This is a genomic window from Achromobacter sp. HNDS-1 (assembly GCF_040084795.1).
In the GTDB taxonomy this organism is placed as follows: domain Bacteria; phylum Pseudomonadota; class Gammaproteobacteria; order Burkholderiales; family Burkholderiaceae_B; genus Achromobacter; species Achromobacter ruhlandii.
The window spans coordinates 147,897-171,469 of the sequence record NZ_CP157584.1; the positions used below are offsets into that span (position 1 = coordinate 147,897).

General features: G+C 70.1%; 22 protein-coding genes. 11 read left to right on the forward strand and 11 right to left on the reverse strand.

Features of this window, described 5'->3' with window-relative positions; genetic code table 11:
- Window positions 1–320 precede the first annotated feature (320 nt).
- Together ABFG95_RS00605 and ABFG95_RS00610 are read left to right on the forward strand one after the other, a co-directional pair.
- Window positions 321–1,307 carry a tripartite tricarboxylate transporter substrate binding protein BugE gene (locus ABFG95_RS00605; protein WP_263898943.1) on the forward strand — a complete coding sequence of 329 codons (987 nt, stop codon included), beginning with the start codon at window positions 321–323 and terminating at the stop codon, window positions 1,305–1,307.
- A 516-nt stretch (window positions 1,308–1,823) separates the two neighbouring features.
- Entirely contained in the window at window positions 1,824–2,705 is an 882-nt protein-coding gene (locus tag ABFG95_RS00610) for a hypothetical protein (protein ID WP_278992861.1), read from the forward strand.
- Window positions 2,706–2,826: 121 nt separating this feature from the next.
- Here ABFG95_RS00610 and ABFG95_RS00615 read toward each other — a convergent pair whose 3' ends face one another.
- From ABFG95_RS00615 to ABFG95_RS00635, 5 genes are all read right to left on the reverse strand, one after another.
- Window positions 2,827–3,699: a DMT family transporter gene (locus ABFG95_RS00615; protein ID WP_348995274.1), complete on the reverse strand. Its 873-nt coding sequence runs from the start codon at window positions 3,697–3,699 to the stop codon at window positions 2,827–2,829.
- 170 nt (window positions 3,700–3,869) lie between these two features.
- Window positions 3,870–4,079 (reverse strand): hypothetical protein, encoded by a 210-nt coding sequence (locus tag ABFG95_RS00620; protein ID WP_278992863.1) that lies wholly within the window; start codon window positions 4,077–4,079, stop codon window positions 3,870–3,872.
- A 168-nt stretch (window positions 4,080–4,247) separates the two neighbouring features.
- Complete coding sequence (locus ABFG95_RS00625; protein WP_348995275.1) at window positions 4,248–6,875, reverse strand: AAA family ATPase; 2,628 nt, start codon at window positions 6,873–6,875, stop codon at window positions 4,248–4,250.
- Complete coding sequence (locus ABFG95_RS00630) at window positions 6,872–7,999, reverse strand: DNA repair exonuclease (protein ID WP_278992865.1); 1,128 nt, start codon at window positions 7,997–7,999, stop codon at window positions 6,872–6,874. The genes ABFG95_RS00625 and ABFG95_RS00630 overlap by 4 nt, the downstream gene beginning before the upstream one ends.
- Window positions 8,000–8,181: 182 nt before the next feature.
- The gene (locus ABFG95_RS00635) at window positions 8,182–9,483 is read right to left on the reverse strand and encodes a D-amino acid dehydrogenase (RefSeq protein WP_278992866.1); all 1,302 of its coding nucleotides are present in this window, start codon (window positions 9,481–9,483) and stop codon (window positions 8,182–8,184) included.
- A 135-nt stretch (window positions 9,484–9,618) separates the two neighbouring features.
- Here ABFG95_RS00635 and ABFG95_RS00640 point away from each other — a divergent pair, with 135 nt between their 5' ends.
- From ABFG95_RS00640 to ABFG95_RS00665, 6 genes are all read left to right on the forward strand, one after another.
- A complete protein-coding gene (locus ABFG95_RS00640; RefSeq protein ID WP_049073431.1) occupies window positions 9,619–10,086 on the forward strand; it encodes a winged helix-turn-helix transcriptional regulator in 468 nt (155 codons plus the stop codon).
- A gap of 108 nt (window positions 10,087–10,194) precedes the next feature.
- Window positions 10,195–10,878, forward strand: coding sequence for a DUF502 domain-containing protein (locus tag ABFG95_RS00645; RefSeq protein ID WP_054417496.1), 684 nt, complete (start codon window positions 10,195–10,197; stop codon window positions 10,876–10,878).
- Window positions 10,879–10,912: 34 nt separating this feature from the next.
- Window positions 10,913–11,137, forward strand: coding sequence for an RNA-binding S4 domain-containing protein (locus ABFG95_RS00650; RefSeq protein ID WP_049073430.1), 225 nt, complete (start codon window positions 10,913–10,915; stop codon window positions 11,135–11,137).
- Window positions 11,134–11,709 carry a restriction endonuclease gene (locus ABFG95_RS00655; RefSeq protein ID WP_278992867.1) on the forward strand — a complete coding sequence of 192 codons (576 nt, stop codon included), beginning with the start codon at window positions 11,134–11,136 and terminating at the stop codon, window positions 11,707–11,709. The genes ABFG95_RS00650 and ABFG95_RS00655 overlap by 4 nt, the downstream gene beginning before the upstream one ends.
- 108 nt (window positions 11,710–11,817) lie before the next feature.
- Entirely contained in the window at window positions 11,818–12,210 is a 393-nt protein-coding gene (locus ABFG95_RS00660; RefSeq protein ID WP_169536308.1) for a DUF2784 domain-containing protein, read from the forward strand.
- Window positions 12,211–12,221: 11 nt separating this feature from the next.
- Window positions 12,222–14,135 (forward strand): hypothetical protein, encoded by a 1,914-nt coding sequence (locus tag ABFG95_RS00665; RefSeq protein ID WP_278992868.1) that lies wholly within the window; start codon window positions 12,222–12,224, stop codon window positions 14,133–14,135.
- Window positions 14,136–14,231: 96 nt separating this feature from the next.
- Here ABFG95_RS00665 and ABFG95_RS00670 read toward each other — a convergent pair whose 3' ends face one another.
- Both ABFG95_RS00670 and ABFG95_RS00675 read right to left on the reverse strand, forming a co-directional pair.
- Entirely contained in the window at window positions 14,232–15,359 is a 1,128-nt protein-coding gene (locus ABFG95_RS00670) for an acyl-CoA dehydrogenase family protein (RefSeq protein WP_006385295.1), read from the reverse strand.
- Window positions 15,360–15,486: 127 nt separating this feature from the next.
- A complete protein-coding gene (locus tag ABFG95_RS00675) occupies window positions 15,487–15,933 on the reverse strand; it encodes an Rrf2 family transcriptional regulator (RefSeq protein WP_263898954.1) in 447 nt (148 codons plus the stop codon).
- 93 nt (window positions 15,934–16,026) lie between these two features.
- On the opposite strand from ABFG95_RS00675, the gene ABFG95_RS00680 reads away from it, so the two are divergent.
- The gene (locus ABFG95_RS00680) at window positions 16,027–16,986 is read left to right on the forward strand and encodes an NAD(P)/FAD-dependent oxidoreductase (protein WP_278992869.1); all 960 of its coding nucleotides are present in this window, start codon (window positions 16,027–16,029) and stop codon (window positions 16,984–16,986) included.
- 75 nt (window positions 16,987–17,061) lie between these two features.
- Here ABFG95_RS00680 and ABFG95_RS00685 read toward each other — a convergent pair whose 3' ends face one another.
- Both ABFG95_RS00685 and ABFG95_RS00690 read right to left on the reverse strand, forming a co-directional pair.
- Window positions 17,062–18,417, reverse strand: coding sequence for a hypothetical protein (locus ABFG95_RS00685; protein WP_278992870.1), 1,356 nt, complete (start codon window positions 18,415–18,417; stop codon window positions 17,062–17,064).
- Window positions 18,414–19,049: a DUF2971 domain-containing protein gene (locus ABFG95_RS00690; RefSeq protein ID WP_211485586.1), complete on the reverse strand. Its 636-nt coding sequence runs from the start codon at window positions 19,047–19,049 to the stop codon at window positions 18,414–18,416. The genes ABFG95_RS00685 and ABFG95_RS00690 overlap by 4 nt, the downstream gene beginning before the upstream one ends.
- A 177-nt stretch (window positions 19,050–19,226) precedes the next feature.
- On the opposite strand from ABFG95_RS00690, the gene ABFG95_RS00695 reads away from it, so the two are divergent.
- On the forward strand, window positions 19,227–19,592 hold the full coding sequence (locus tag ABFG95_RS00695; RefSeq protein WP_278992871.1) for a hypothetical protein: 366 nt from the start codon (window positions 19,227–19,229) through the stop codon (window positions 19,590–19,592).
- Between the two features lie 67 nt (window positions 19,593–19,659).
- On the opposite strand, the gene ABFG95_RS00700 is transcribed toward ABFG95_RS00695, so the two are convergent.
- A complete protein-coding gene (locus ABFG95_RS00700) occupies window positions 19,660–20,526 on the reverse strand; it encodes an alpha/beta hydrolase (protein ID WP_232733012.1) in 867 nt (288 codons plus the stop codon).
- A 388-nt stretch (window positions 20,527–20,914) separates the two neighbouring features.
- Here ABFG95_RS00700 and ABFG95_RS00705 point away from each other — a divergent pair, with 388 nt between their 5' ends.
- Window positions 20,915–22,069: a porin gene (locus ABFG95_RS00705; protein WP_348995276.1), complete on the forward strand. Its 1,155-nt coding sequence runs from the start codon at window positions 20,915–20,917 to the stop codon at window positions 22,067–22,069.
- 164 nt (window positions 22,070–22,233) lie between these two features.
- Here ABFG95_RS00705 and ABFG95_RS00710 read toward each other — a convergent pair whose 3' ends face one another.
- Window positions 22,234–23,478: a hypothetical protein gene (locus ABFG95_RS00710; RefSeq protein ID WP_348995277.1), complete on the reverse strand. Its 1,245-nt coding sequence runs from the start codon at window positions 23,476–23,478 to the stop codon at window positions 22,234–22,236.
- Between the last annotated feature and the right edge of the window lie 95 nt (window positions 23,479–23,573).

A 23,573-nucleotide genomic window follows, 5' to 3' on the forward strand; every position in this document is an offset into this window, starting at 1 on the left:
TATGCAGAGATTTATGCGCGTACCGAGGGGATGACGACATGATCGCTGCGCAATCATTACGCAGCGATGACGACCCCATTTTCATTCAAGTTATTGTCAGCATACGTTTTTTTGCCACAACGCCGTTTATCGCCCCCGCATCCTGGCGGCGAAAAATACCCCCACGCGATGCAGGGGGAATCCCGATTGACCGGGCCACCGTAACTGTGTGGAATGGCGCCCACGAAGCGTCGGCCAGGCCAGCATCCGAGCCCGGCGCGCTTCACCGACGCCGGCCATCGTAGCCGGCCGGCTCGGATTCAATAATATGGAGAAGACTCTTGACCGTGCTGTCCCAAGCCAAGGCCGTCCTGGCCACCGCCCTCGCCGGCCTCTGTCTCAGCGGCGCCGCGCAAGCCGCTGACGCCTACCCGAACAAACCCATCCGCCTGATCGTGCCGTTCGCGGCCGGCGGCACCACCGATATCGTCGCCCGCGTGGTGGCCGAAGGCCTGGGCCGCGAACTCGGCCAGGCCGTGGTGGTGGAGAACCGCGGCGGCGGCGGCGGCTCGATCGGCGCCGACGCGCTGGTCCGCTCCGCCCCGGACGGCTATACCCTGGGCGTGGCCACTGTCAGCACCATGGCCACCAATCCGGCCACCAACCCCAAGAACCCGTACAACCCGCTCAAGGACTTCGCACCCATCACCAATATGGTGAACGTGCCCAATGTGCTGACGGTGAACCCGTCGGTGCCGGCCAAGAACATGGCCGAGTTCATCGCCCTGCTCAAGGCCAACCCCGGCAAGTACAGCTACGCCTCGTCCGGCGCTGGCGGCATCGGCCACCTGGATGGCGAACTGTTCAAGTCGCTCACCAAGACCGACATGGTGCACGTGCCCTATCGCGGCTCGGGTCCGGCACTCAATGACGTGATCGCCGGCCAGGTCAACGCCCAGTTCGACAACCTGCCCTCGTCCATGCCGCACATCCAGGCCGGCAAGCTGCGCGCCCTGGCCGTGGCGGCGCCCAAGCGCCTGCCCACCCTGCCGGACGTGCCGACCTTCTCGGAAGGCGGCCTGCCGGAAATGGACAACATGGCCTGGTACGGCCTGGTCGCGCCCGCCGGCACGCCCCAGGCGGTCATCGATCGCATCCACGACGCCACCGTCAAGGCGCTGAAGGATCCGAAGATCATCCAGCGCCTGGCCGACGGCGGCTCGCTGGTCGACGGCAACTCGCCGGCGGAATACGCCGCGCAGATCAAGCGTGAACTGGAGCTGCGCCAGCGCATCGCCAAGGAACGCAACATCCAGTCGACCAACTGAGGCTTGTCACGCGGCTTCGCCGCGTGACCCGGGCGCCAGCCCGTCTGCCCGCCGCCACGCCGTGCCGGCGGGCCTTTCCGAGGCCGCCGGCACAATGCGCGCCTTGCGCCGCGCCAGATTCGGACCGTCCCACGCCCCATCGGCGATCGCCGGGCAGATGACGCGCCCGCGCTCTGCTACCATTTCGCCCGTGCGAATCGATTTCTCCCATCCTTCCGACACCGCTTGCGTGCTTTGCGCCCTGCGCTCGACCCTGTTGAGCTCGCAGGAAGTCGCCGCGCGTTCCGCCTACGCGCGTTCCAAGCCCGGCTAATCGCCGGCATCCTCCCTTCCCGCTTTCCGTCACCGGCCCGCCGCCGGCCGCCCGCACGCCCGTACCCTTGTTGCGCGCGGCGCGGTTCGAGGCCGGCCGGCGCGACCGCCCTGCCGCATGGCCGGGCGGTCTTGCCACGTTTTCCGTCCGCGCGCCGACTATGACCGGCGGGCGGCGCCACGCCTTGATTGCCACCGAACTCCATGCAACTCACCAAGAAATTCGTCAAAGCCAAGAACCCCTGCGCGGGCGGCTACAAATGGTTCCTGCGCGACCACAACGGACAGGGGGACTATCAGGCCGTCCTCGATGCCCTGGTGGCCGACGGGCGGGTCGGTGACGCCTGCTGGCTGCTGGACCAGTTCGGGCCGACCGACGCGGTGTTGAAGCTGGACACGCTGGACGCCCACGCCATCGTCTTCGCCGGCACGCTGGAAGTGCGCATGGGCATCAACGTCGACAGCGTGGTGCGGGCCGGACGCAGCATCGTCACCGGCGGCGGCATCCGCGCCGGGGAATCCATCGTGGCCGGCGAGAACATCACGGCCGGCGCCAACATCGCCAGTGTCGGCGACCTGCGCGCGGGCGGCGACGTGTCCGCCGAATGGGGCATCGAGGTCGCCGCCGCCTTCGACTGCCGCGGCAACCTGCGCGCCAAGTGGGACATCTGCGCCGGTCAGGACCTGGCCGTGACCGGTCACTTGCGGGCCGGCCAGGACGTGCAGGTGCAAGGCGCCCTCAAGTGCGGCCAGGGCATCAAGGCCGGCGGCGGCGTGCAGGCCGCCAAGGACATCGATGCCGCCTGCGGCATCCAGGCCGGCGCCAGCATCGTCTGCGGCGGCCACTTGGCCGCGGGCTGGGGATTGATCGCGGGTGAAGACATCCGCGCCGACGGCTCGATCCGCGCCGGCGAAGGCGTGCAGGCCGACGGCTGCATCGAAGCGGGCGACGGCCATGGCGTCTATGCCGGCCTGAACGTGCGCCTGGACGCCTGGGCGGTCTGCGCCCGGGTCCAGGCGCGCGAACGCCCGGCGCAGCTGGTCAGCGGTCACTGGGCCGGCCAGGAAGAAGCCGCGCACGCGTAGCCGGACGAAAACGGCAGGACGGCCACGTCCCAAAGCGCGCCGCCGCCCCGCCCGCGCGCGCGATGCGCCCCGGGGTATGCGCCGCGCGGCGAACATCCCGCCACGCGGCGGCAAACCGCGATCAGCCGCCCGAGCGCGCCGCCGGCGTGCGCAACACCAGCATCAGCCCGAGCAGGATCCCCGCCATGCCGCCCAGGCTGAGCAGCGACAGGCGGTTGCCCAGCACCAGGTAATCCAGCGTCGCGGTGCCGGCCGGCACCAGGTAGAACAGGCTGGTGACGTTGACCAGGTTGCCGGACTGGATCATGCGGTAGAACAGCAGCGTCGCGCCGACCGAGATCACCAGCCCCATCCACAGCAGCGGCAGCACGAATCCCAGGCTCCAATCCACGTGCAGCGGCTGGAACGGCGCGAACAGCAGGCACAGCGCCAGGCTGGCCACGTACTGCAGCGGCATCACGTCCGTCGGCGCCTGGCGCACGCGCTTTTGCAGGATGGCGCCGGCGGTCATGCTGACCAACGCCGCGAACGCGAAGACCATGCCGGCGAGCGAGAAACGCGCCATGCCGATGCTCTGGAACATCACCATGCCCAATCCGCACAGGGCCAGCAGCAGCCCCGCCAGCCGCAGCGGCGGAAAGCGGCGCTCGAGCAGCGCCAGGGTCAGGATGGGTTGCGCCCCCAGCAGCGTGGCCAGCACACCCGGCGTGATGCCGTGGTCCAGCGCCAGCAGATAGCAGATGGAATAGCTGCCGATCAGCAGCAGCCCGGTCAGCGCGACGATGCCGCGCGTGCCGGGCGCCGGCAGCCAGCGCCGGCGCCCAACGCAGAGCGCCAGCAGGACGACCAGCGCCAGCACGAAGCGCCACAGCAGGAAACCGAAGGCCGAGGCGTGCGCCAGGCCCCATTTGGCGAAGATCGCGCCGCCGCTCCACAGCAGCACGAACAAGGAAGTGGAGCCGTAGGCGGCCCACGCATTGCGATTGAAAGACATGAAGATTTCTACCTGTCGGGTATGGAACAGGCTCCCGCGGCGCGCACGCGTCTTGCGGCGCGCGAACGGATCAGGCGTGGACGCGCGGCGGGCGGGCGCGAACGCAAACGCGTCGGCGCATCAGCGCGGCGGATCCAGGCGATAAGGCGGGAGCGGGAAGTGTGCGGCGGTCAGCCGACAACGGCGAGCACGGGCGGATAAGCGCCCGCGACACCGGCGACGACATCGCACGGCGGCGACGCCACCGGCGGCGATACGACCGTCGAGACGACAGGAGAAACAACGGGAGGCGACACGCCATGCCGCCGGTTTGCGCGCAGGCCGGCGCCGGCTGCGCGGGCAGCGAAGGCGGATTCGGCGGAAGGCGTGAAGTCGGGCATGTGAAGCGCGTCGGGTTCGGTGATGAACCCGTGTAGGCTACCGGCGCCGCGCGCCAGCGTCAAGTTGCGGGGCGCCCGCACGCGGCCGGCGACGCGCGTGACGACACCGGTCCGCCCGTGCGGGGGCGGTTTGCACGTGCGGACGCGGCTCGCACCGCCGCCAAGGCGTCAAGCGCCGATGCGGCGCTGCTCGACGCCCAGGTCGCGCCAGGCCTCGCCGTGGCAGGTGAACATCAGGATCTGGTGGCGCGTGGCGGCATCGAACAGCGCGCGCTTCATCAGGTCGCGACGGTCGTCGTCGGTGTGCACCAGCGCATCGTCCAGCAACAACAGCGTCGGCCGTCCGGCCTCGCGCAGCAGGTCGGCGTAGGCAAAGCGCGCCAGGATGCCCAATTGCTCGCGCGTGCCGAAGCTGAGCGCGTCCAGCGGGTCCTCGCCGCCCGCGCGCTGCAGGGCCGCGGGCAGCAGCGCCTCGTCCAGGCGCAGCGCGGACTCGGGGAACAGCAGCGCCAGATAGTGGCTCAGGCGGCGCGCCAGCGGCGCCTGCAGGCGCTGGGTGGCGGCGTCGCGCTTGCCGGCCAGCAGGGTGGACAGCAGTTCGAGCGCCTGCGCGCGGCGCTGGAATTCGTCGCGGCGGCGCTGCAGGCGCTCGCAGGCGGCCTCGGCCTCGGACAAGCGTTCGCCCAGGCCCTGCGCGCCGGCCTGCTCCAGCTTGCCCAGCAACTGCTGGATCTCGCTGTGGCGTTTGTGCTGGGCGTCGCGTTCGATGGCGGCGGACTTTTCGTAGCGCTGCGCGTCCTGTTCCAGCAGTTCCGGCCGCAGCGCTTCCAGCGCGGCCTGCGCCTGGCGCAGGCGTTGTTCGAGCAGGTCGTGGCCGCTGCGGGCCTCGGCCAGCCGGCCGGCGCGGGCCTGACGCTGCGCCGCGCGTTCGGGCGATTGCAGGTCGGCGCCGCGCGCGGCGGCCTGGGTTTCGAGTAGCTGGGCGCGGGCGCTGTCGGCATCCAGGGCGCGCTGCGCGGCCGCCAGGGCCTGCTCGGCCTGCGCCGCGCTGGCTTCGGCATCGCGCAGCGCCTGGCGCGCGGCGGGCGCATCGGCATCGCCCGCCTCAGCCGCCGGCGGCAGCAACGCCAACCGCTCGGCCAGTTGCGCGCGCCGCGCCTGGGCTTCGTTGCGTTGCCCGCGCAGTGCGTCCACGCCCTTGGGCGCATGGATCGCCAGCGTCTTGCGCATGGCCTCCAGTTCGCGTTGCAAGTCGACGCCGCGCGCATGGCGTTCCTCGGCCTCGGCCACGTGCGCCACACCCAGGCGCGACAACAAAGCCGCGCTGGCCGCCTGTACGTCGGCCAGTTCGCGCTTGAGCGCCGGCAGGTCCTGGCCGCCCGGCTCGATGCGCAGCCGGCCCAGGCCGGGCAATTCAAGTTCAGCCGCCGCGGTCAGCAGCAACTCGCCGCTGCCGGCCAGCGCGGCGCCGTCCAGCCGGGCCTCGCGGCCCGCGTCCAACACGTACGACAGGCGCGTGGCGATGGCCTGCTGGCGCAGTTGCAGGTCGCCCAGCGCGCGTTCGCGCTTGCGCAAGGCCTGGATGTCGGCGTCGGCGATTTCGATGCGTACGGCCTCGGCCTTCAGGATCGAGCCCTGCTCGATCAGGCGGGTGGCTTCTTCGAGCGCGCCGTCCAGGCGCTCGATGTCGCGCGCCAGTTGGCCGAGCTGGTGTTCGAGGTCGCGGCGGTCGGCCACCGCCTGCACCGCGGCGACCCGCTGGCGCGCCTGTTCGGCGGCGGCGGCGTGCGTGTCGCGCAGCGCGCGGGCGCGGGTCAGCGGCTCCTGGGCCTGCTGGACCGCGGCGCGGGCGGCCCGCGCCTGCGCCACCAGGGCCTGCAATTCGGTTTCGTCCTGCTGGTCGCGGCGCACCTGTTCCTGCAGCACGGCCAAGGTTTCGGCCGCCTGGCGCTGTTCGCGTTGCAGCCCTTCGAGCGCCTCGCGTTCCTTGGCCACGGCCGCGAGCCGGGCGCGCGCCTCGGCGGCGCGGGCCTCGAAGTCCTTCCAGGGCTGGCCGGCCTCGGCGCGCGCGTGTTCGGCGCGCAGCGCGGCCAGCCGGTCGACGTCGGCGTCAAGCTGGGCCTTGGCCTGGGCGCATTGGCCGCGCTCGGCCAGGGCGGCGGCGAGCGCGTCCTCGGCGTCCTTGTAGATGCCCTTGGGGCGGCCGTTGCGCGCATCCAGCAAGGCGGCGCGCTCGGCGGCGACGCGCTCGTAGAGCCGGTCGCCGTCGCCGGAGGCCAGCTCGCCCGACAACTGCGTCAGGGCCTCGCGCAGATGCCCGCCGGCGTGGGCGGCGGCGGTTTGCAGATTCTGGCCGTCGCCCTGCTGGATCCACAGCAGGCCCGGCACGCCGGCCAGATCGGGCTTGCTCTGGCCGCGCGCGGCCAGTTCGAAGCCCAGCAACGCGGCCAGCGCGTTCTCGGCTTCCTCGCCATCGAGCCGTTGCGCGCCGTCGTCGATCAGCAGTTCGCAGCGGGCCCGCGACAGGAAGTGTTTTTTCAGCAGGTAATCGTGGCCCGCATGGCTGAATGCCAGTTCGACGCCGGGCCGCGCGCCGCTCTCGCCGCGCGGCGCCAGGTCGGACACGGTGCGGGTGCTGTAGCGTTCCAGGAACGCGGCGCGGATGGCCGCGGCCACGGTGCTCTTGCCGGCCTCATTCGGACCGACGAACAGGTTCAGGCCGTCCTGCAAGCCATCCAGCACCAGGGGCTGGCGGAACTTGCGGAATTCTTCCAGGGCGATGCGCGTGAGCTTCATTGCGCGCCTCCCGCCGCCGCGCCTTCGCGCTGGAACCGCAGCAGCAGCCGCAGGGCCTCGCCGGCCACCGCCGCCTGCTCGGGATCGGCCTGCATGGCCTGCAGTTGCGCGGCCACTTCGCCGACATAGCCGCTCGCGCCCAGTTGCGCCAGGTCGGCCTCGTCGGGTTCGAGCAGCAGGCCGGAGAAATCCGGCAGCACCGCCCTCGCCTGCGCCGCCGCCTGGTCCACGGCGCGTTGCAGCGCCTCCCAGGTCGGCACGTTGACGTGGCCCTGCAGTTCCAGCCGCAGCACGTCTTCGGCGCGCAGCGCCGCCAGGCGTTCGGCCAGCGCCTGGGCGTCGGTCGGCAGGCTCAGGGTTTCGGTCCAGGCGGACCAGCGGTATTTGCCGGTGGGCACGCGTTCGACGCGTGGCGGGGCGCCGTGCGCATCGATGCGCACGTCCAGCGCGTAGCCGGGTTCGTTGCCGCGAAAGCGGTCTTGCTCGGGCGTGCCGGCGTACCAGGTGCGTTCGTCGATGGCCAGGCAGCCGTGCCAATCGCCGAGCGCCAGGTAGTCGAGCCGCGCGCGGGCGGCGCGGTCGGGCGCGATGGGATTGGTGGCGTCGATGGTGTCGGGCAGGCGTCCGGCCACGCTGCCATGGGCCAGGCCCACGCGGACGCGGCCGGGTTCGGATTCCAGCGCGTCGAAGGCCTGGGTGACGTCGTCGTAGGTATGGCGCTGGGTCAGCGGCGCGGCCAGCACCGCGAGGTTCTGCGCTGGCAGGTCGACCACGCCAGTACGCAACGGCACCCGCACATTGGGCGGGATGCAGCCCAGTTGCGCGGCGCGGCTCCAGACGCTGTCGGCCAGCGCCGCGTCATGGTTGCCGGCGATCATGACCCACGGCCCGGCGTAGGCGGCCAGCGCGGCGAACAGGCGGCGGATGGTGCGGTCGGACACGGCCTGGGTGTCGAACACGTCGCCGGCCACCAGCACCGCGTCGACCTGGCGCTCGGCGGCAAGCGCGGCGATGCGCGCGACGACATCGAAGCGGGCCTCGGCCAGCAAGGCGGCGTCGTCGGTTTCGAACTGGCCGTACTGACGGCCGATCTGCCAATCGGCGGTATGCAGGAAATGGGTCATGCCGCCGATTGTAGAGGCCGGCGCCGTTTCCCTGTGGCGTCAACGGGCCTGAAAGTGTCGCGGCAATGTCGCGCCGCGCCCGATGGAACAACGGCCCGGCCGGCATCGTGCGCCGGGCGGGCCGTCGGGACGCCGGCTGGTGGCCGGCGCCGGAGGAAACGGGTTCGGAAAACAGGCCGGAATCAGGCGCCCTTGCCGCCCAGCACCAGCGGCCGCTCGGCCGAGGCCTGGCGGTCGTAGCGCGACAGCGCCAGGCCGTCGGTGCGGATCTGCGGACGCTGGCCCAGCACCTGGTCGGCCACCAGCTTGCCGGAGCCGCAGGCCATGGTCCAACCCAGCGTGCCGTGGCCGGTGTTCAGGAACAGGTTGCCGTAGCGGGTCGGGCCGACCACGGGCGTGCTGTCCGGCGTCATGGGGCGCAGGCCGGTCCAGAACTCGGCGCGGGCCACGTCGCCGCTGCCGGGGAACAGATCGTTGACCACCAGTTCCAGCGTCTTGCGGCGCGCGTCCTTCAGGCGCAGGTCGAAGCCCGACAGCTCGGCCATGCCGCCGACGCGGATGCGGTCCTCAAAGCGGGTGACGGCGATCTTGTAGGTCTCGTCCAGGATGGTGGAGACCGGCGCGGCGGCCTCGTCCTTCATGGGGATGGTCAGCGAGTAGCCCTTGACCGGGTACACCGGCAGGTCCAGGCCGAGCGGCTCCAGGAAGCCGCGGGTGTAGCTGCCGAAGGCGGCGACGTAGCGGTCGGCCGTCAGCACCTCGTTGCCGACACGCACGCCGGTCACCTGCCCGCCGGCGGTGTTCAGGCCCGTGACGGACTGGTTGTAGCGGAACTCCACGCCCAGCGCCGCGGCCATCGCGGCCAGGCGGGTGGTGAACAGGCGGCAGTCGCCGGTCTCGTCGTTGGGCAGGCGCAGGCCGCCGGCCAGCTTGTGCAGCGAGCGCGCCAGCGCCGGCTCGGCGGTCACCAGGCGGTTGCGGTCCAGCAGCTCGTAGGGCACGCCGACCTCTTCCAGCACCGCGATGTCGCGGCGCGCGGCTTCCATCTGGGCCTCGGTGCGGAACAGTTGCAGCGTGCCGCGGGTGCGCTCTTCATAATGGATGCCGGTGTCGGCGCGCAGTTCGCGCAGGCAGTCGCGGCTGTATTCGGCCAGGCGCAGCATGCGTTCCTTGTTGACCGCGTAGCGCTCGGCCGAACAGTTGGCCAGCATCGCCGCCATCCACTTGAGCTGGTACAGGCTGCCGTCCAGGCGGATCGCCAGCGGCGCGTGCTTCTTGAACAGCCACTTGATGGCCTTCAGCGGAATGCCGGGCGCGGCCCAGGGCGTGGAATAGCCCGGCGACACCTGGCCGGCGTTGGCGTAGCTGGTCTCCTGGGCGGCGCCGGGCTGGCGGTCCAGCACCGTCACTTTGGCCCCCTGGCGGGCCAGGTAATAGGCCGTAGTGGTGCCGATGACGCCGCTGCCGAGGACGATGACGTGCATGATTCGTTCCGAAGTTTGGATTTGGTCAGGAATTTCGGTAGTCTATGAGCCTCATCACAGTGAAAATCACTGAAGATTTTCATTCGGCAGTGGTTTTTCCCGGCCAAGCTCCTTTTTTCGACCGCCAGAAGTGAAATGCGCGATCTCGATCGTATCGACCTGAAAATCCTGGATATCCTGCAGCGGGAAGGCCGTATTTCCGTCACGGAACTGGCCGAGCGCGTCAACCTGTCGGCCACGCCCTGCTCCGACCGCATCAAGCGCATGGAGCGCGAAGGCGTGATCTCCGGTTACCATGCGCGCGTCAACCCGGCGGCGCTCGGCAAGAACCTGCTGGTGTTCCTGGAGATCAAGCTTTCGGCCAAGTCCGGCGACGTGTTCGACAAGGTCAAGAAAGAGCTGCTGTATGTGCCCGAGGTCATGGAGTGCCACCTGGTGTCGGGCGACTTCGACTACCTGGTCAAGGCCCGCCTGACCGAGATGAATGAATACCGCCGTCTTCTTGGCGAGATCCTCAAGCGCCTGCCCGCGTCGGCCGAATCGCGCAGTTATGTGGTGATGGAGGAGATCAAGGAGACGCTATACCTGCCCGTCGACCGGTAGCAATTCCCGCGTCTTGTTACCGGACTTTGCGCCGCCTGCTGCTATGCTTTCGGCCCTTCCGGTCCGCCGGCGCGCAGGACCCGACCCCGATTTCCTGGCTTCATGACTATGACCCGTCTCTACAAGTACTTCTTCCGCGGCCTGATCACCGTGCTGCCGCTGGCGCTGACGATCTACCTGCTCTACATCTTCCTGGCCTGGACCGAGGCGGTGGCGCTGACCTTCCTGCGCCCGTTCATCGGCGGCTTCTATTTTCCCGGCCTGGGGCTGCTGCTGGGCATCCTGGGCATCCTGGCGATCGGCTACCTGGTGTCCAAGGAGCGCGTCAAGCGCGTGATGGCGCTGTTGGAAATGCCCTTCACCAACCTGCCGGTGGTCAAGAGCATCTACTCGTCGCTCAAGAGCTTCGCCGACTACTTCTCGCCCAGCTCCAAGGCCACCGCCCAGCAGGTCGTGATCCTGCGCATCCCGGGCCAGCAGCTGGAGCTGGTCGGGCTGGTGACGCGCCGCAACCTGGAAGGTCTGCCGGAGGGCTTCACGCAGGGCGACCGCGTGGCCGTGTACCTGCCGATGGGCTATATGATCGGGGGCTATACCGTGTTCGTGCCGCAGGAATGGGTGCAGCCGATCCAGATGTCGGTCGAGGAAGCCATGCGCTCGTCGCTGATTGCCTGGATGGCGCGCGCCGAAACCCCCAGCGACCGCCCCGTGGCGCCGGCCGACGTGCCGCCCATGCCCCCCGCGCCGCCAGCACCACCCGCTGGCGGCAACGCCCCCGGCGGCCAGGCCTGAACCACCCGATCCCCATTCAACGCCCGTCTGTTCCATGCCCATCATCGAATTCACGCTTGCCGAAGGCAGCCCTTTTATTGAAGTCAATCAGCTGCTCAAGGCCACCGGCGTCTGCGACAGCGGCGGCGCCGGCAAGATGCTGGTGGCCGAAGGCCACGTGAGCGTGGGCGGCGTGGTCGAAACGCGCAAGACGGCCAAGATCCGTCCCGGCCAGATCGTCACCTGTGGCGACGTGCGTATCGTGGTGCGCGCGTCATGAAGTTCAAGATGTCGCAGAACTCCATCTTCGCGGTGCTGCTGCGCTCGCCGTGGTGGATGAGCGCCGGCGTGGCGCTGCTGCTGTCGGTGGGCGGGTTCGCCGCGCTGCCGCTGGAGTATGCGGCCATGGGCGTGTTCGCCGCCGTGCCGTTCGCGGTGATCGCCATCATGGCGGCCTACAAGCAGTTGCGCGCGCCGTCGGGCGCCCGCGTCGAGGCCGTGGCGCAGGCCGCCGTGGCCATGTCGTGGCAGCAGTTCGCCGCCACGGTCGAGGCCGGTTTTCGCCGCGATGGCTGCGAGGTCGAACGGCTGCACGGCCCCGGCGCCGATTTCGCCTTGACCAAGGACGGCCACGTCGCCATGGTCAGCGCCAAGCGCTGGAAGGCCGCGCGGGTCGGCGTCGAGCCGCTGCGCGAACTGCAGGCGGCGCGCGAGAAGCGCGGCGCGCGCGAAGCCATCTACATCGCGTTGGGCGAAGTATCCGACAACGCCCTGCAATACGCCCGCGCCGAGGGCGTGTCGCTGATGACCGCGCCGGAACTGGCCAAGCTGCTGCGCGACCTGAAACCCTGACGACCGGCGCCGGCGCCATCCGCGCCCGGCGCCCCTTCCGCCCGCCGCCACGGACGCGTCGGCCCCGTCGCCCCGGCAAGAGCGGATGCCCACCGGAGGAATGCCCGCATGATCCCTCGCCTGCTGGCCGACGCCGTCCTGATCATTCACGGCCTGTTCGTCGCCTTCGTGGTGTTCGGCGGCCTGCTGGCGCTGTGGCGCTGGCGCCTGGCCTACCTGCACCTGCCGGCGCTGGCCTGGGGCGCGATGGTCATCGGCATGGGCTGGATCTGCCCGCTGACGCCGCTGGAAGTCTCGCTGCGCCAGCAGGCGGGCCAGCAAGGCTATGCCGGCGGCTTCATCGAGCATTACATCCTGGCGCTGATCTACCCGGACGGCCTGACGCGCGGCGTCCAGGTCGCGCTGGCGCTGCTGCTGGTCGCCGGCAATCTCGTCATCTACACCCTCTGGGCGCGTCGCCGCCTTGCCCGCCGCGTCCGCGCGGCGGGCGCCCGAACCTAGGAACCGACCCGATGAGCTTTCTGAAGAAACTGCTCGGCAAGCAAGCCGCTCCCGCCGACGCCGCCACGCACGCCGATCAGCCCGCGCCGCAGCCCGCCGATACGGCGGCCTCGGACACACAGGCGCCGCAGGACGCCGACATGATCCGCGCCTACGACGCCTACGGCCGCGAGATTTTCGTGCCGCGCGACCAGTGGCGCGACAACGTGCTGGCCGGCGCCATCGAGCGCCACTGGGACGACGCCGACGCGCTCGCCAGCCTGATCATCCAGTCGCTCGGCGACGGCTTCATCGATGAAATGGTCAAGCCCGCCGACCGCCTGGTCGAACTGCAACCTGGCGCCGAGCGCGGCGTGGTGCTGCAGGCCATCGTCTATATGAAGACCGGCCGGCTCGACGACGCCGAACGCGTGCTGCGCGATTTCATGGCCGCGCACGGCGAGACCGGCATTGTCCTGACCAACCTGGCCAAGATCCAGGACGAGCGCGGCGACGAGGCCGGCGCCCTGGCCACGCTGTGGCATGCGCTGGAGCTGGATCCCAACCAGGACAACGGCCTGGGCTGGTACGAGGCGATCCACCGCGAACACGGCGGCGACGCCGCCGGCGTGGCCGCCATGCGCAAGGTCGCCGCCCTGCCCGGCAGCTGGCGCGCGCAGCTGTGGCTGGCGCACGGTGAGCTGGGCGCGCACAACCTGTCCGGCGCGCTCGCCATGTATGAAGAATCGCTCGCCCGCGCCGGCACGCCCGCGCCCGCCGACCTGCTGGCGCAGATGAGCGGCGACCTGGGCAACGCCGGCGCGATCGAGCCGATCGTGCAACTGGCCGGGCCGCGCTTCGAGGCCGCCCACCACGGCATCCAGGTCGGCAACAACCTGATCCGCGCCTACGTCGAACTGGGCCGCCACGACGAGGCCCGCGCCATCCTCGACCAGCTCTACGCGCAGCAGCGCCCCGACTGGAAGGACAACCTGGCCTATTGGGACACCGAACTGGCGCGGGCCGCGCTGGGTGACGGCGCCACCGAACCGGCGCAGATGCGGCTGGCGATGCTGCTGGGCCGCGGCCCGGTCTGGCTGACGCCCGATTCGCCCGCGGCGGCGCTGTTCACGCCGGTGACGCCCGACCGTCCGCTGGTGTCGTTCCTGGGCGGCTCGGCCGAGATCGGCGCCGCGCCCGAAGGCGCCGAGCGGCAGCTGGCCGACGCCACCGGCCGCCTGAGCCGCGCGCTGCCGCTGTACTTCAACGAACAACTGGCGCTGCGCTGCGGCCTGCGCACGCAGACGCTGGTGCCGTGGCTGACCGAACCGCATCCCGGCTTCCTGCTGAGCGGCGCGGCCTGGGACGACACCGACGCCATCGGCTACGCGCAGCAATGCGAGGCGCAAAGCGATTACGTGGTGATCTCGCACCTGGTCACCGTGGCCGAGCCGTGGCGCGCCGAGGTGCGCCTGGTGCGCACCGAGGACGCCGAATGCATCGGCGCGCTGTCGGCCGAATTCCCGATGGCCGATCCGACCGCCGCGATCCAGCGCCTGACCGAGGACCTGGTGGCGCTGGTCGGCCGCGCCACCGCGCAGGCACCGCTGGCGGCACCCGCCAACTACACGGTGCCGGACGGCGCCGCCTTCCCGTACTACCTGCTGCGCCTGGAACAGTTGCTGGCCGTGCGCTGCAACGGCGCCGACCCGGACCACCCGGGCCAGCTCAATGGCGAACGCGAGATCATTGACGGCAACCTGCGCCAGTGCCTGGACTTCCCGCGCAGCGTCAACGCGCGCCTGCTGCTGGCGCAGACGGTGCGCGCCATGAAGAAGGTGCGGCCGGATGTGGCGGGCGAGTTCGAGGAAAAGATCGCGCGGTTGCAACGCGAACAGCCGCTGGAAGCGCCGGCGCAGGCCGTGGTGCAGGCCCTGTTGGACTGATACCCCGGCAGGCCCTGCCGGTGCACGGCGTCAACCATGCCACCGGCGCCCGCGGACCGCCCGCCCGGGCCGACACCGCCCGCGCGTCGCGCCGTTCTACAAAGCGCGCGCGATCACCAGCCGCTGGATGTCGCTGGTGCCTTCGTAGATCTGGCACACGCGCACGTCGCGGTAGATGCGCTCCACCGGGAAGTCGGCCAGGTAGCCATAGCCGCCCAGCGTCTGGATCGCGGCCGAGCAGACCTTCTCGGCCATCTCGGAGGCGAACAGCTTGGCCATCGAGGCCTCGGTCAGCGCCGGCCTGCCGGCCTCGCGCAGCGCCGCCGCGTGCAGCACCATCTGCCGCGCCGCGTGGATCTGCGTGGCCATGTCGGCCAGCCGGAACGACACCGCCTGGTGCTCCATGATGGGTTTGCCGAAGGCCTGGCGGTCACGGGCGTAGTCGCGCGCGCATTCGAACGCCGCGCGCGCCATGCCGACCGACTGCGAGGCGATGCCGATGCGGCCGCCCTCCAGGTTCGACAGCGCGATCTTGTAGCCCTCACCCTCCTCGCCCAGCCGCCACGCGGCGGGAATGCGCATGTCCTCGAAGGCGATCTGGCAGGTGTCGGACAGATGCTGGCCGAGCTTGTCCTCCACCCGCACCACCTGGTAGCCCGGGGTGTCGGTCGGCACGATGAAGGCCGAGATGCCGCGCTTGCCGGCCTGCGGATCGGTCACCGCGAACACGATCACCAGCTGCCCGGTGCGGCCCGAGGTGATGAACTGCTTGGCGCCGTTGAGCACGTAGTGGTCGCCGTCGCGCACCGCGCGGGTGCGCAGGCTGCTGGCGTCGGAGCCGGCCTGCGGCTCGGTCAGGGCGAAGCCGCCGATGGCCGCGCCCGTGGCCAGCGGCCGCAGGAACTGGTCCTTCTGCGCGTCGCTGCCGTACTTCAGGATCGGCATGCAGGCGACCGAGTTGTGCACGCTCATGATGGTCGAGCAGGCGCCATTGCCCGCCGCGATCTCTTCGAGCGCCACCGCGTACGACAGGTAGCCGCTGGCGTTGCCGTCCCATTCCTCCGGCACCAGCATGCCGAAGAAACCCAGGTCGGCCATCTCGCGGATGGCGTCGGCCGGATAGTGGTGTTCGCGGTCCCAGCGTTCGGAATTCGGCGCCAGGCGTTCCTGGGCGAAACGGCGCGCCATGTCCTGCACGCTGAGCTGTTCTTCGGTCAATAGCATGTTCGATGTCTCCTGGTCGGGCAGTGCCGGACTGGCGCGGGTGGCCGCCGTCCGTGTTCTCTGGCGCGGGCCGGCGTCCGGGATGCGGACACGGCACGATTGCGAGGATACACCGCCGCTCTACCCGCTAGCGCTCCGTGCGGTGCGGATGCAGCTTGAGCCGTTCCTGGAAGTCCCGCGCCAGCTGGTCCATGCGGATCGTCGCGAAGCGTTCCAGCAGCAGCCGGCGCGACTCGGCCATCGCGCCTTCCAGCCCGGCGTTGACGGCCTGCTCCACCAGGCATTTTGGTTCGCTCTGGTCCAGCCCGAGCGCGAAGATCGGCGGCTCGCCCAGCGCCTGGTAGACGTCCAGCAAGCTCAGCTCGGACAGCGGCCGCGTCAGCACCCAGCCGCCGCCATGGCCCTTTTCCGATTGCACGTAGCCGCGCTCCCGCAGGCCGGACATCATGCGCCGCACCACCACGGGATTGGTGCTCAGCATCTTGCCGATGGTCTCGGAGGTCAGCGGCGCGTCCTGCTCCGCCATGTGCAGCAGCACGTGCAGCATGCGGGACAGGCGGTTATCGCTGCGCATGGAAAGACTCCTGGTTCATGGTTTGAAACATTATAAGTTGCGTGACTGAGCAGGATCGCCGTATCATGCAACTTTTAAAGTATCGAGATAGCGATGAAGCCCGAAAAACTGCCCCCCTGCTACGACGCCATCATCATCGGCGGCAGCTTCGCCGGCCTGTCGGCCGCCATGCAACTGGCCCGCGCCCGCCGCCGCATCGCGCTGGTGGATGCCGGCCTGCCGCGCAACCGCTTTGCCGCGCATTCGCACGGGTTCCTGGGCCAGGACGGCAAGACGCCGGCCGAGATCGCCGCCGTCGGGCGCGCCCAACTGGGCGCCTACCGCACGGTGGACTTCATCGACGGCGCCGCCGCCAGCGCCGCCGGCGAATCGGGCCGCTTCCTCGTCACCATGGAAGATGGCCGCGAACTGCGCGGCGCCCGCCTGATCCTGGCCATCGGGGTGCGCGACGAACTGCCCGCGCTGCCGGGCCTGCGGGAACGCTGGGGCCAGACGGTGCTGCACTGCCCCTACTGCCATGGCTATGAAGTGGCCGACCAGCCGCTGGGCGTGCTGGCCGCCCACCCCATGTCCTCGCACCAGGCCGCGCTGCTGCCCGACTGGGGCCCGACCACCTATTTCACCCAGGGCGAGTTCGAGCCCGATGCCGAGCAGGCCGCGCTGCTGACCGCCCGTGGCGTGCGCATCGAGCGCACCCCGGTGACGCAGTTGCTCGGTTCGGCGCCACGCATCGACGCGGTGCAGTTGGCCGATGGCCGCCGCCTGCTAGTCAATGCGCTGTTCGTCGCCAGCCGCGTGCACATGGCCAGCCCGCTGGCAATGCAGCTGGGCTGCGCCTTCGACGAGGGCTTGCTGGGGCCTTACCTGCGGGTCGACGATTTCAAGCAGACCACGGTGCCGGGCGTGTACGCCGCGGGCGATGCCAGCCTGCAGATGGGCAATGCCACGCTGGCCAGCGCCTCGGGCGTGATGGCTGGGATCGGCGTACACCAGTCGCTGGTGCGCGATGACCCCGTCAAGTGCTGGCGCGCGCAGGCCAGCCGGCCGGTGTAGGCATGCGCGCGGTCCGCGTCGCGTACGCAGTGAAAGGCGCGGCGGGGATCCCGGCTGATGCCGGCGGCGCGACGGTCAGGTGCATTGCCACAGATGCGCGCTGACGCGGCAGTGGCCGCACCAGAAGCTGTAGTTGCAGCCGCCGCTGCCCCACATCCAGTCGCCGCCGTCCGCCTGCGGCAGGTCGGAATCGAGCTGCATCGCGAACGACATGCGCTGGTCGCAATCCGGACAGGCGGGGTATTCGGCGGACTGCACCCAGCTGGGCGGGCCGCCGACACGGCTCAGGTTCTGGCGGCCGTTGGAATCGCCCCAGTCCTGCCAGGCCCAGCGCGCCGGGGCCTGGAACAGGGCCACGTCGGCCTCGCGCAGCGGTTCGGCGGGAAACTCCGGCGTCACCGGCTCGGCCCGGCGCTGCGACGGATGCGCTTGCGGCGCGCCGTCGCCGTCGTGGTGGAAGAAGAGGATCGGGCCGTCCTGTTCCCACCCCTGGCACGACAGGCAGGTGGCCAGCGTCAGCGGTGTGGCGCAATCGATACCGGCCACCTCGGGCCGCGGCAAGGTCAACAGGCGATGCAAGGGTCCATGGCACAGGCCGCAGGCGGCCGCGAGCGTGCCGCCCATGCGGCCCGCCGTCACGGTGGCCATCGGCGACTCGGCGTCCGGCGCCGGCGAGCCCCAGGTGGGATGCAGGCGCTGGATCTCGCGCCGCCACCCGGGTTGCGAGGCCGTCATCTGCTTGCGTTGCGCCGCGTCGAAACGGATGTGCAGGGGCTGCTCGCCATGCAGCGCGCGCGCCTGGCCGTCGTCGTCGGCATAGCCCACTTCCATCAGCCAATAGATGGCGTCGGGATCCACGCCGCCCCCGAAGCCCTGGCGCCAGGCGCGCGACACCGTCCGCGGCTGGCGCGAGTACAACAGGGCGCGGGCGCGCAGTTGGTCCGGGGAATCCGCTTCGATCGTCGGCGGCAGTTGCGCCAGCCACGCCCGCGCCGTCTCGGCGTCCAGCGCGCGCCACGCCCGGTCGGTATTGAAACGCGGGCCGCCCACGCCGGCTTCCGCCATGGCCAGCAGCGCCGGCCAGTGGCCCGCGAACAGCTGCGGCCATTGCAGCGCGGCTGAATCCAGCACTTCCGCCACGCCTTCCGAGGCCGGCCCGCGCAGCGCCCGCTGCCACGCCTGCCGCAACGTGGCGGCATAGGTGGCGTCGTCCATCAGGTCGAGCGCGGCGTCGATGAAGGTGGCGTGCTTGAGGCCGCGATCCAGGAACCGCGTGACCAGTTCCCCCAGCGCCGCCGGGTCATCGCGGCGCAGCCGCAACACCTGGCCCATGGGGTCGTTGTTCGTCCAGCCCAGCCGCTCAAAGGCGTCGACGATCTGCGCTGGCGACAGCGCGGCCTGCGCGGCCATCTTGTCGTTGCCGTCCGTCATGCCGGCTCCTTGCGGCCGGCGCTGGCGAATTTCTTCCAATCCTCGTTCTCGACCAGCGTCGAGCGGAACACGCGCAGTTTCTCGCAGCCCTTGATCGACTTCAGCACCTTCTTGACCTGATCGCACACGGTGGCCGGCAGCCACGGGCTGAGCGTGACGCGCTTGATGGTCGCGGGTGCCACCGGAATGCGCAGCACCGGCGTATCGCGCGTCCTGCGGCAGACGAACAGGCGGAACTCTTTTTCATCGCGGAAGGCGTGGCGCTTGAGGAACGGCAGGTCGGCCTCGACGGGCGGCTGCTCGCGCAGCGACTTGATGGTGCGATACTGCACCGCCTCGGCCCGCAGGTCGGGCACGGCTTTGACCTGCTCGATCAGCTTTTCCTTGTCGAACTCGATGCAGACCCCGCCGCTGCCGTGCGAGAACACGCGCCAGTGGTGATAGGTCTCGGAGGCCTCGGCCAGGCACAGCGCGTAGATGCCCTGCAGGCGCTTGGCGCGGGCGTATTCCTCGATGTAGAACGAGTCGTTGCGGTCGTCCCACGCCTTCGGATTGAGCAGCGCCAGTTCGCCTGTCTGCAGGTAATCGATCAGGTAGGGAAGCTCGGTGTATCTGCGCAACGAGGTGGCCAAGGCGGTGCTCCGGTGTGTACCCAGCCGCCAGTCTACCCGCATCGCCGCCGGCACGACGTTACACTGGCCGCTTGCCAAAAAGGAGACCCCATGCGGCAGAACAATGGTGAAGGAAGGCAAGCTCCGCGGCGCCACGCGCCTACCAGTCAGCGGTTCTGGTACATCGTCCTGGCGGGCATGCTGATCACCCTCAGCTATGACCTCATGCCGCTGCTGCGCGGCCAGCTCTCGCCCCTGCTCAAGCTGATCGTGCCCGGACTGCTGCTGGCCGGGCTGTACCGTGGCAGCGAATGGGCGCGATGGCTGCTGATGGTATTGCTGCTGGGATTCGGCGTGCTGGTCATGTACCTGACGACCTCGCTGATGCCCTACTCGATCGACATCTGGCTGCACCGCTTTGTGTGCAGTGCCGCCATGATCGCGACGGGGCTGTACCTGGCGCTGGCCAGGAAGGACTTCCAGCGCTATTGCAGCTACGTGGCGTTTCGCGACGGCCCCAAGGCCGCGGCCAGGAAGCGGGCCGCCGCCGACGCCCGCCGCTAGCGCCCGGCACGCCGGGACGCACGGCCGTCAACCGCTCACGCCGGCAGGCCGGCGCGTCCCCGGGCGGTCAACGCAACGCGGTCTTGAAGAACGCGACCACCGCCGCGTTGAAATCACGGTGCCACGCCGCGCGGTCGAAACCCGGCGCATCGCGGCAGATCGCCGGCATGGCCTCGGCCTGCGCGGCCGAGCACGGCGCCAGGAAGGCGAAATGCCCGGCGCCAGCCACCGGGTGGAACTCGGATGCCGGCAACCCCTGGCGCACCGCCTCGACACTGGCCGGCGTGACGCCGTCGCCGCCCAGCGCCGATGCCCACAACTGCACCGGCGCCGACACCGCCTTGAGCGCATCCGCGCCGAAAGCGTTGAGCGGGTCGGCGATGACCAGCGCCTTGATGCGCGCATCCTTCACGTAGGGTTGCGCCGGCACCTTGCCGTCGCGGATGTCGCGGCACATTGGCAGTGACGGTTCGTCGCCGCAGAGCGCCAGGCCGCGCGTGAAATCGGGCGTCGCGCCGGCCAGCACCAGCCCCGTGTAGCCGCCGCGCGAAAAACCGAAGAAACCCACCGCGCCGTCCAGTTGCGCCCGCTGCGGCCAGGCGCCGGCCAGATAGTCGATCAGCCGCTTGATCTCGCGCGGCCGGGTCGAGAAGATCGACAGATAGCCCTGGCGCGAGCGGTCCACCGCGTTGTCGCCGACATGGTTGATGGCCGCCACCACGAAGCCGGCGTCCGCCAGCGCCGCGGCGGTGTCGTGATGGCCCAGGTAAGAGCCGGCCGATCCGTGCGACATGACGATGAGCGGCTTGCGCCCGTCGGTCATCGGGCAGTCCGGCGTTGCCGCGAGGGTGACGCGGCCGATGGCGACTTCCCTTGGCGGCGCGGCGCACGGATACCAGATGCCGCCCTGCAGGGCCGGGCCGTTCATGTCCATCGGCAGGTTCAGGCGCTGGAAACCGGCGGCGTGCGCGTTGGCGCCGAGCGCCAGCGACAGGCCGACGCAGGCGCGCGCCAGGCGCGGGCCGGCGGCGGCGGCGGAAAAACAACGGGAAAACGCGGAGCGAATGGAAGCAAGGCGCATGCGGGCAGGCGGAATCGGAGGGAATCGGATGGCGCACCGCAGGGGCGCGGCGGGTGACGCGCCGCGCGGGCGCGGTTAGCAGGAAATGATGACGGCAGCCAGGCCGCGGCGTGATCGGAATTGTCATTTTAATGTCCGCGAACTGTCGAAGCGGCGCGCCCAGACTGTCTTTCGCCGCGCGCCCGCTGGCCGAGCCCGCGCCGCGTGGCGCAATCGAGTCATCCCGTCTACGGAGTCATCCATGAAAAGAATATTCGTCGCCGCGGCCGCTACGGCCCTGTCCGGCGCGGCGGCCGCGCAAACGTCCGTCACGCTCTATGGCGTCATCGACACCGGCATCGGCTATGCCAATGTCGATGGCAGCTACACCGACCCGGCCACCGGCCGCCGCAGCAGCATCGACAGCAGCCGCATCGGCACCACCACCGGCACCACGGCCGGCTCGCGCTGGGGCCTGCGCGGCAAGGAAGACCTGGGCGATGGCCTGTACGCGGTCTTCCAGCTGGAGTCGGGCTTCGACAGCCGCAACGGCAATTCGCTGCAGAGCGGCCGCCTGTTCGGGCGCGAAGCCACCGTCGGCCTGGGCAGCGCCGAGTGGGGCGAAGTGCGGCTGGGCCGGCAGTACAACGTTGCCACGCGCTATTTCGGCGGCATGCTCGGACCCGCCTTCGGCGGCGGCTTCAACCAGCTGAACACCGGCGGCGGCCTCGGCTTCAGCTCGGCCTACTTCCCGCGCTACGACAACCTGGTGGTGTACGAGACGCCGTCGATGGGCGGCTTCAAGGCGGCCGTCGGCTACGCTTTCAACGTCGACGACCAGAAGACCGCGCAGACCGGCTTCGCCACCGCCGACAACACCCGCGCCATCACCGCCGGCCTGCGCTACGACAACGGCCCGCTGATGGGCTTTGCCACCTATGACCAGTTGACCGCCTCCAACAAGCTGAGCCAGGGCCAGGTCGACGCCACGCCGCGCTCGTACATCGTCGGCGGCTCGTACGACTTCGAGGTCTTCAAGGTAGCGCTGGCGTACAACCGTCTCACCGACGGCTGGTTCGCCGGCAAGAGCCTGCCCGGCGGCGCCGGCATCGGCGGCTTCACCGGCACGCCGTCCTATGCGTTCTCCAAGGGCTTCCGGTCGAATTCGTACATGCTCGCGGTGGCGGCCCCGGTCGGCAAGTCGGGCGGCGCCTTCGCCTCGTGGCAGCGCGCCGACGCCAACAGCGCGCAACTCACCGGCGGCGACTCGGCCAGCAACACCTACAGCCTGGGCTACAACTACAACCTGTCCAAGCGCACCGACCTGTATGCGGTCGCCTCGTACACGACCAACTGGGCGTTCCTGGACAACGCCAAGGCGACCGAAGTGAACATGGGGATACGCCACCGCTTCTGATCGCGGACGCATCGATTCCCCTTGCGCAAGTTCCCGTTGATGACGCCCGCCTCCGCGAAGGGATGGGTGGTTTGTCGCCGCGCGTTTCCGGGTCCGTCCGGGGACGCGCGTTTTTTTGCGCGGCGCGGCGCGGCGCGAGACCTCGCAGACGCGCTTGCCGCGCCCTAGACCTCCTCGATCACCGCCGTGGGCGCGAACGGCGTGCCCAGCCCCAGCGCGCGATAGATGCGCTCCAGGATGCGCTGGCGCCGCGTCGGCCGGCCCATGCGCCAGCGCGTATCCAGAATCAGCAGCGGCAAGGCGACGCACAGCCACGCCGCCAGCAGAAACACGAACGTCACCGCGGCCAGTTCGGGCGCCGCCTCGCGGCCCGAGGGCGAGTCAGAGGAAGACAGCACCGCCACCACCACCAGCCAGCACACCAGGAGCAGGATCGCCAGCAAAGACAGCATCGGCACGCGCTGCCTCAGGCCCACGCCCACGGGCGCGATGTCGGTGAAAGCGGCGCGGAAATAGTGGTGACAGACATAGACGCGGCCGTCTTCCCGGTTGCGCAGGCCGTACACCAGTTGCTCGGGCCCGGCGCCGGCGATGTGGCCGGCATAGGCGGCCACCTCCACCTGGTCGCCCTCGGCCAGGAACGGCAGCACGTCGCCGAAATTCTCGGCGACGTACATGATGAAGCGGCGCGCGCCGACCTGGAAGCGATAGACGCCATAGCTGGGCGTCGTGCGCATTGACGGCCTGGCCTCATGCGTCAGCGATGCCAGGGCGCCACATATCAGCAGGATCTCGGGCGCCGCGTCGGTGATCAGCGTCTCGCCCTCGCCTTGCGGGCGCGAGACGGACGCTTGCGCCGGCGGCGCGACATGGCGCACCGGGGTCCGCAGCAAGTCGCGGTACAGCGCTTCGCTGCGCAGGATCGCTGCCCGGTGCCGGCGGTTGTCCCACAGGCCGTACAGCGAGAAGCCCGCCAACAGCACGGCAACCAGCGCCACCGTCAGCGCCAGCACGAGCAACAGGACCTGCGCGAACGATGACAGGTCCAGCAGGCTGGCGCCGGCGCCGGCCAGCGCGGCCACGGCCAGGCTGATGCCGATGCCGCGCCATCCGCGGCGGCGCTGGTCGACGTAGTAGCGCGGCGGGATGCCCCGGCCCTGCCCCGCGTTCAACCAGGAAAAGTGGCGCAATCCCCGAGGTACGCCTTCGAGCACGCCGACGCGCACCGGCGTGGCCTGTTGCCGCAACCCTTGCAGCGTGCGGATATCGGCCGGGTCATCGAAGGTGCCGTTGACCGCCACGCCGTTCACCCGCAACCACACCTGGCCGCGGACAAGAGGCACCGCGACCCGCATCGCGTCGATGCGGCCTTCGACCGTTGCGGCCACCGTGTTCGTGCGTCTGGACATGCGCGCTGACGGGCCGCAACGCGGGCGGCCGATGTTGAAAGCGCCCAGCATACCGCAAGCCTGCGCGGGCACGGGCGAGGACGATGTTTTCAATG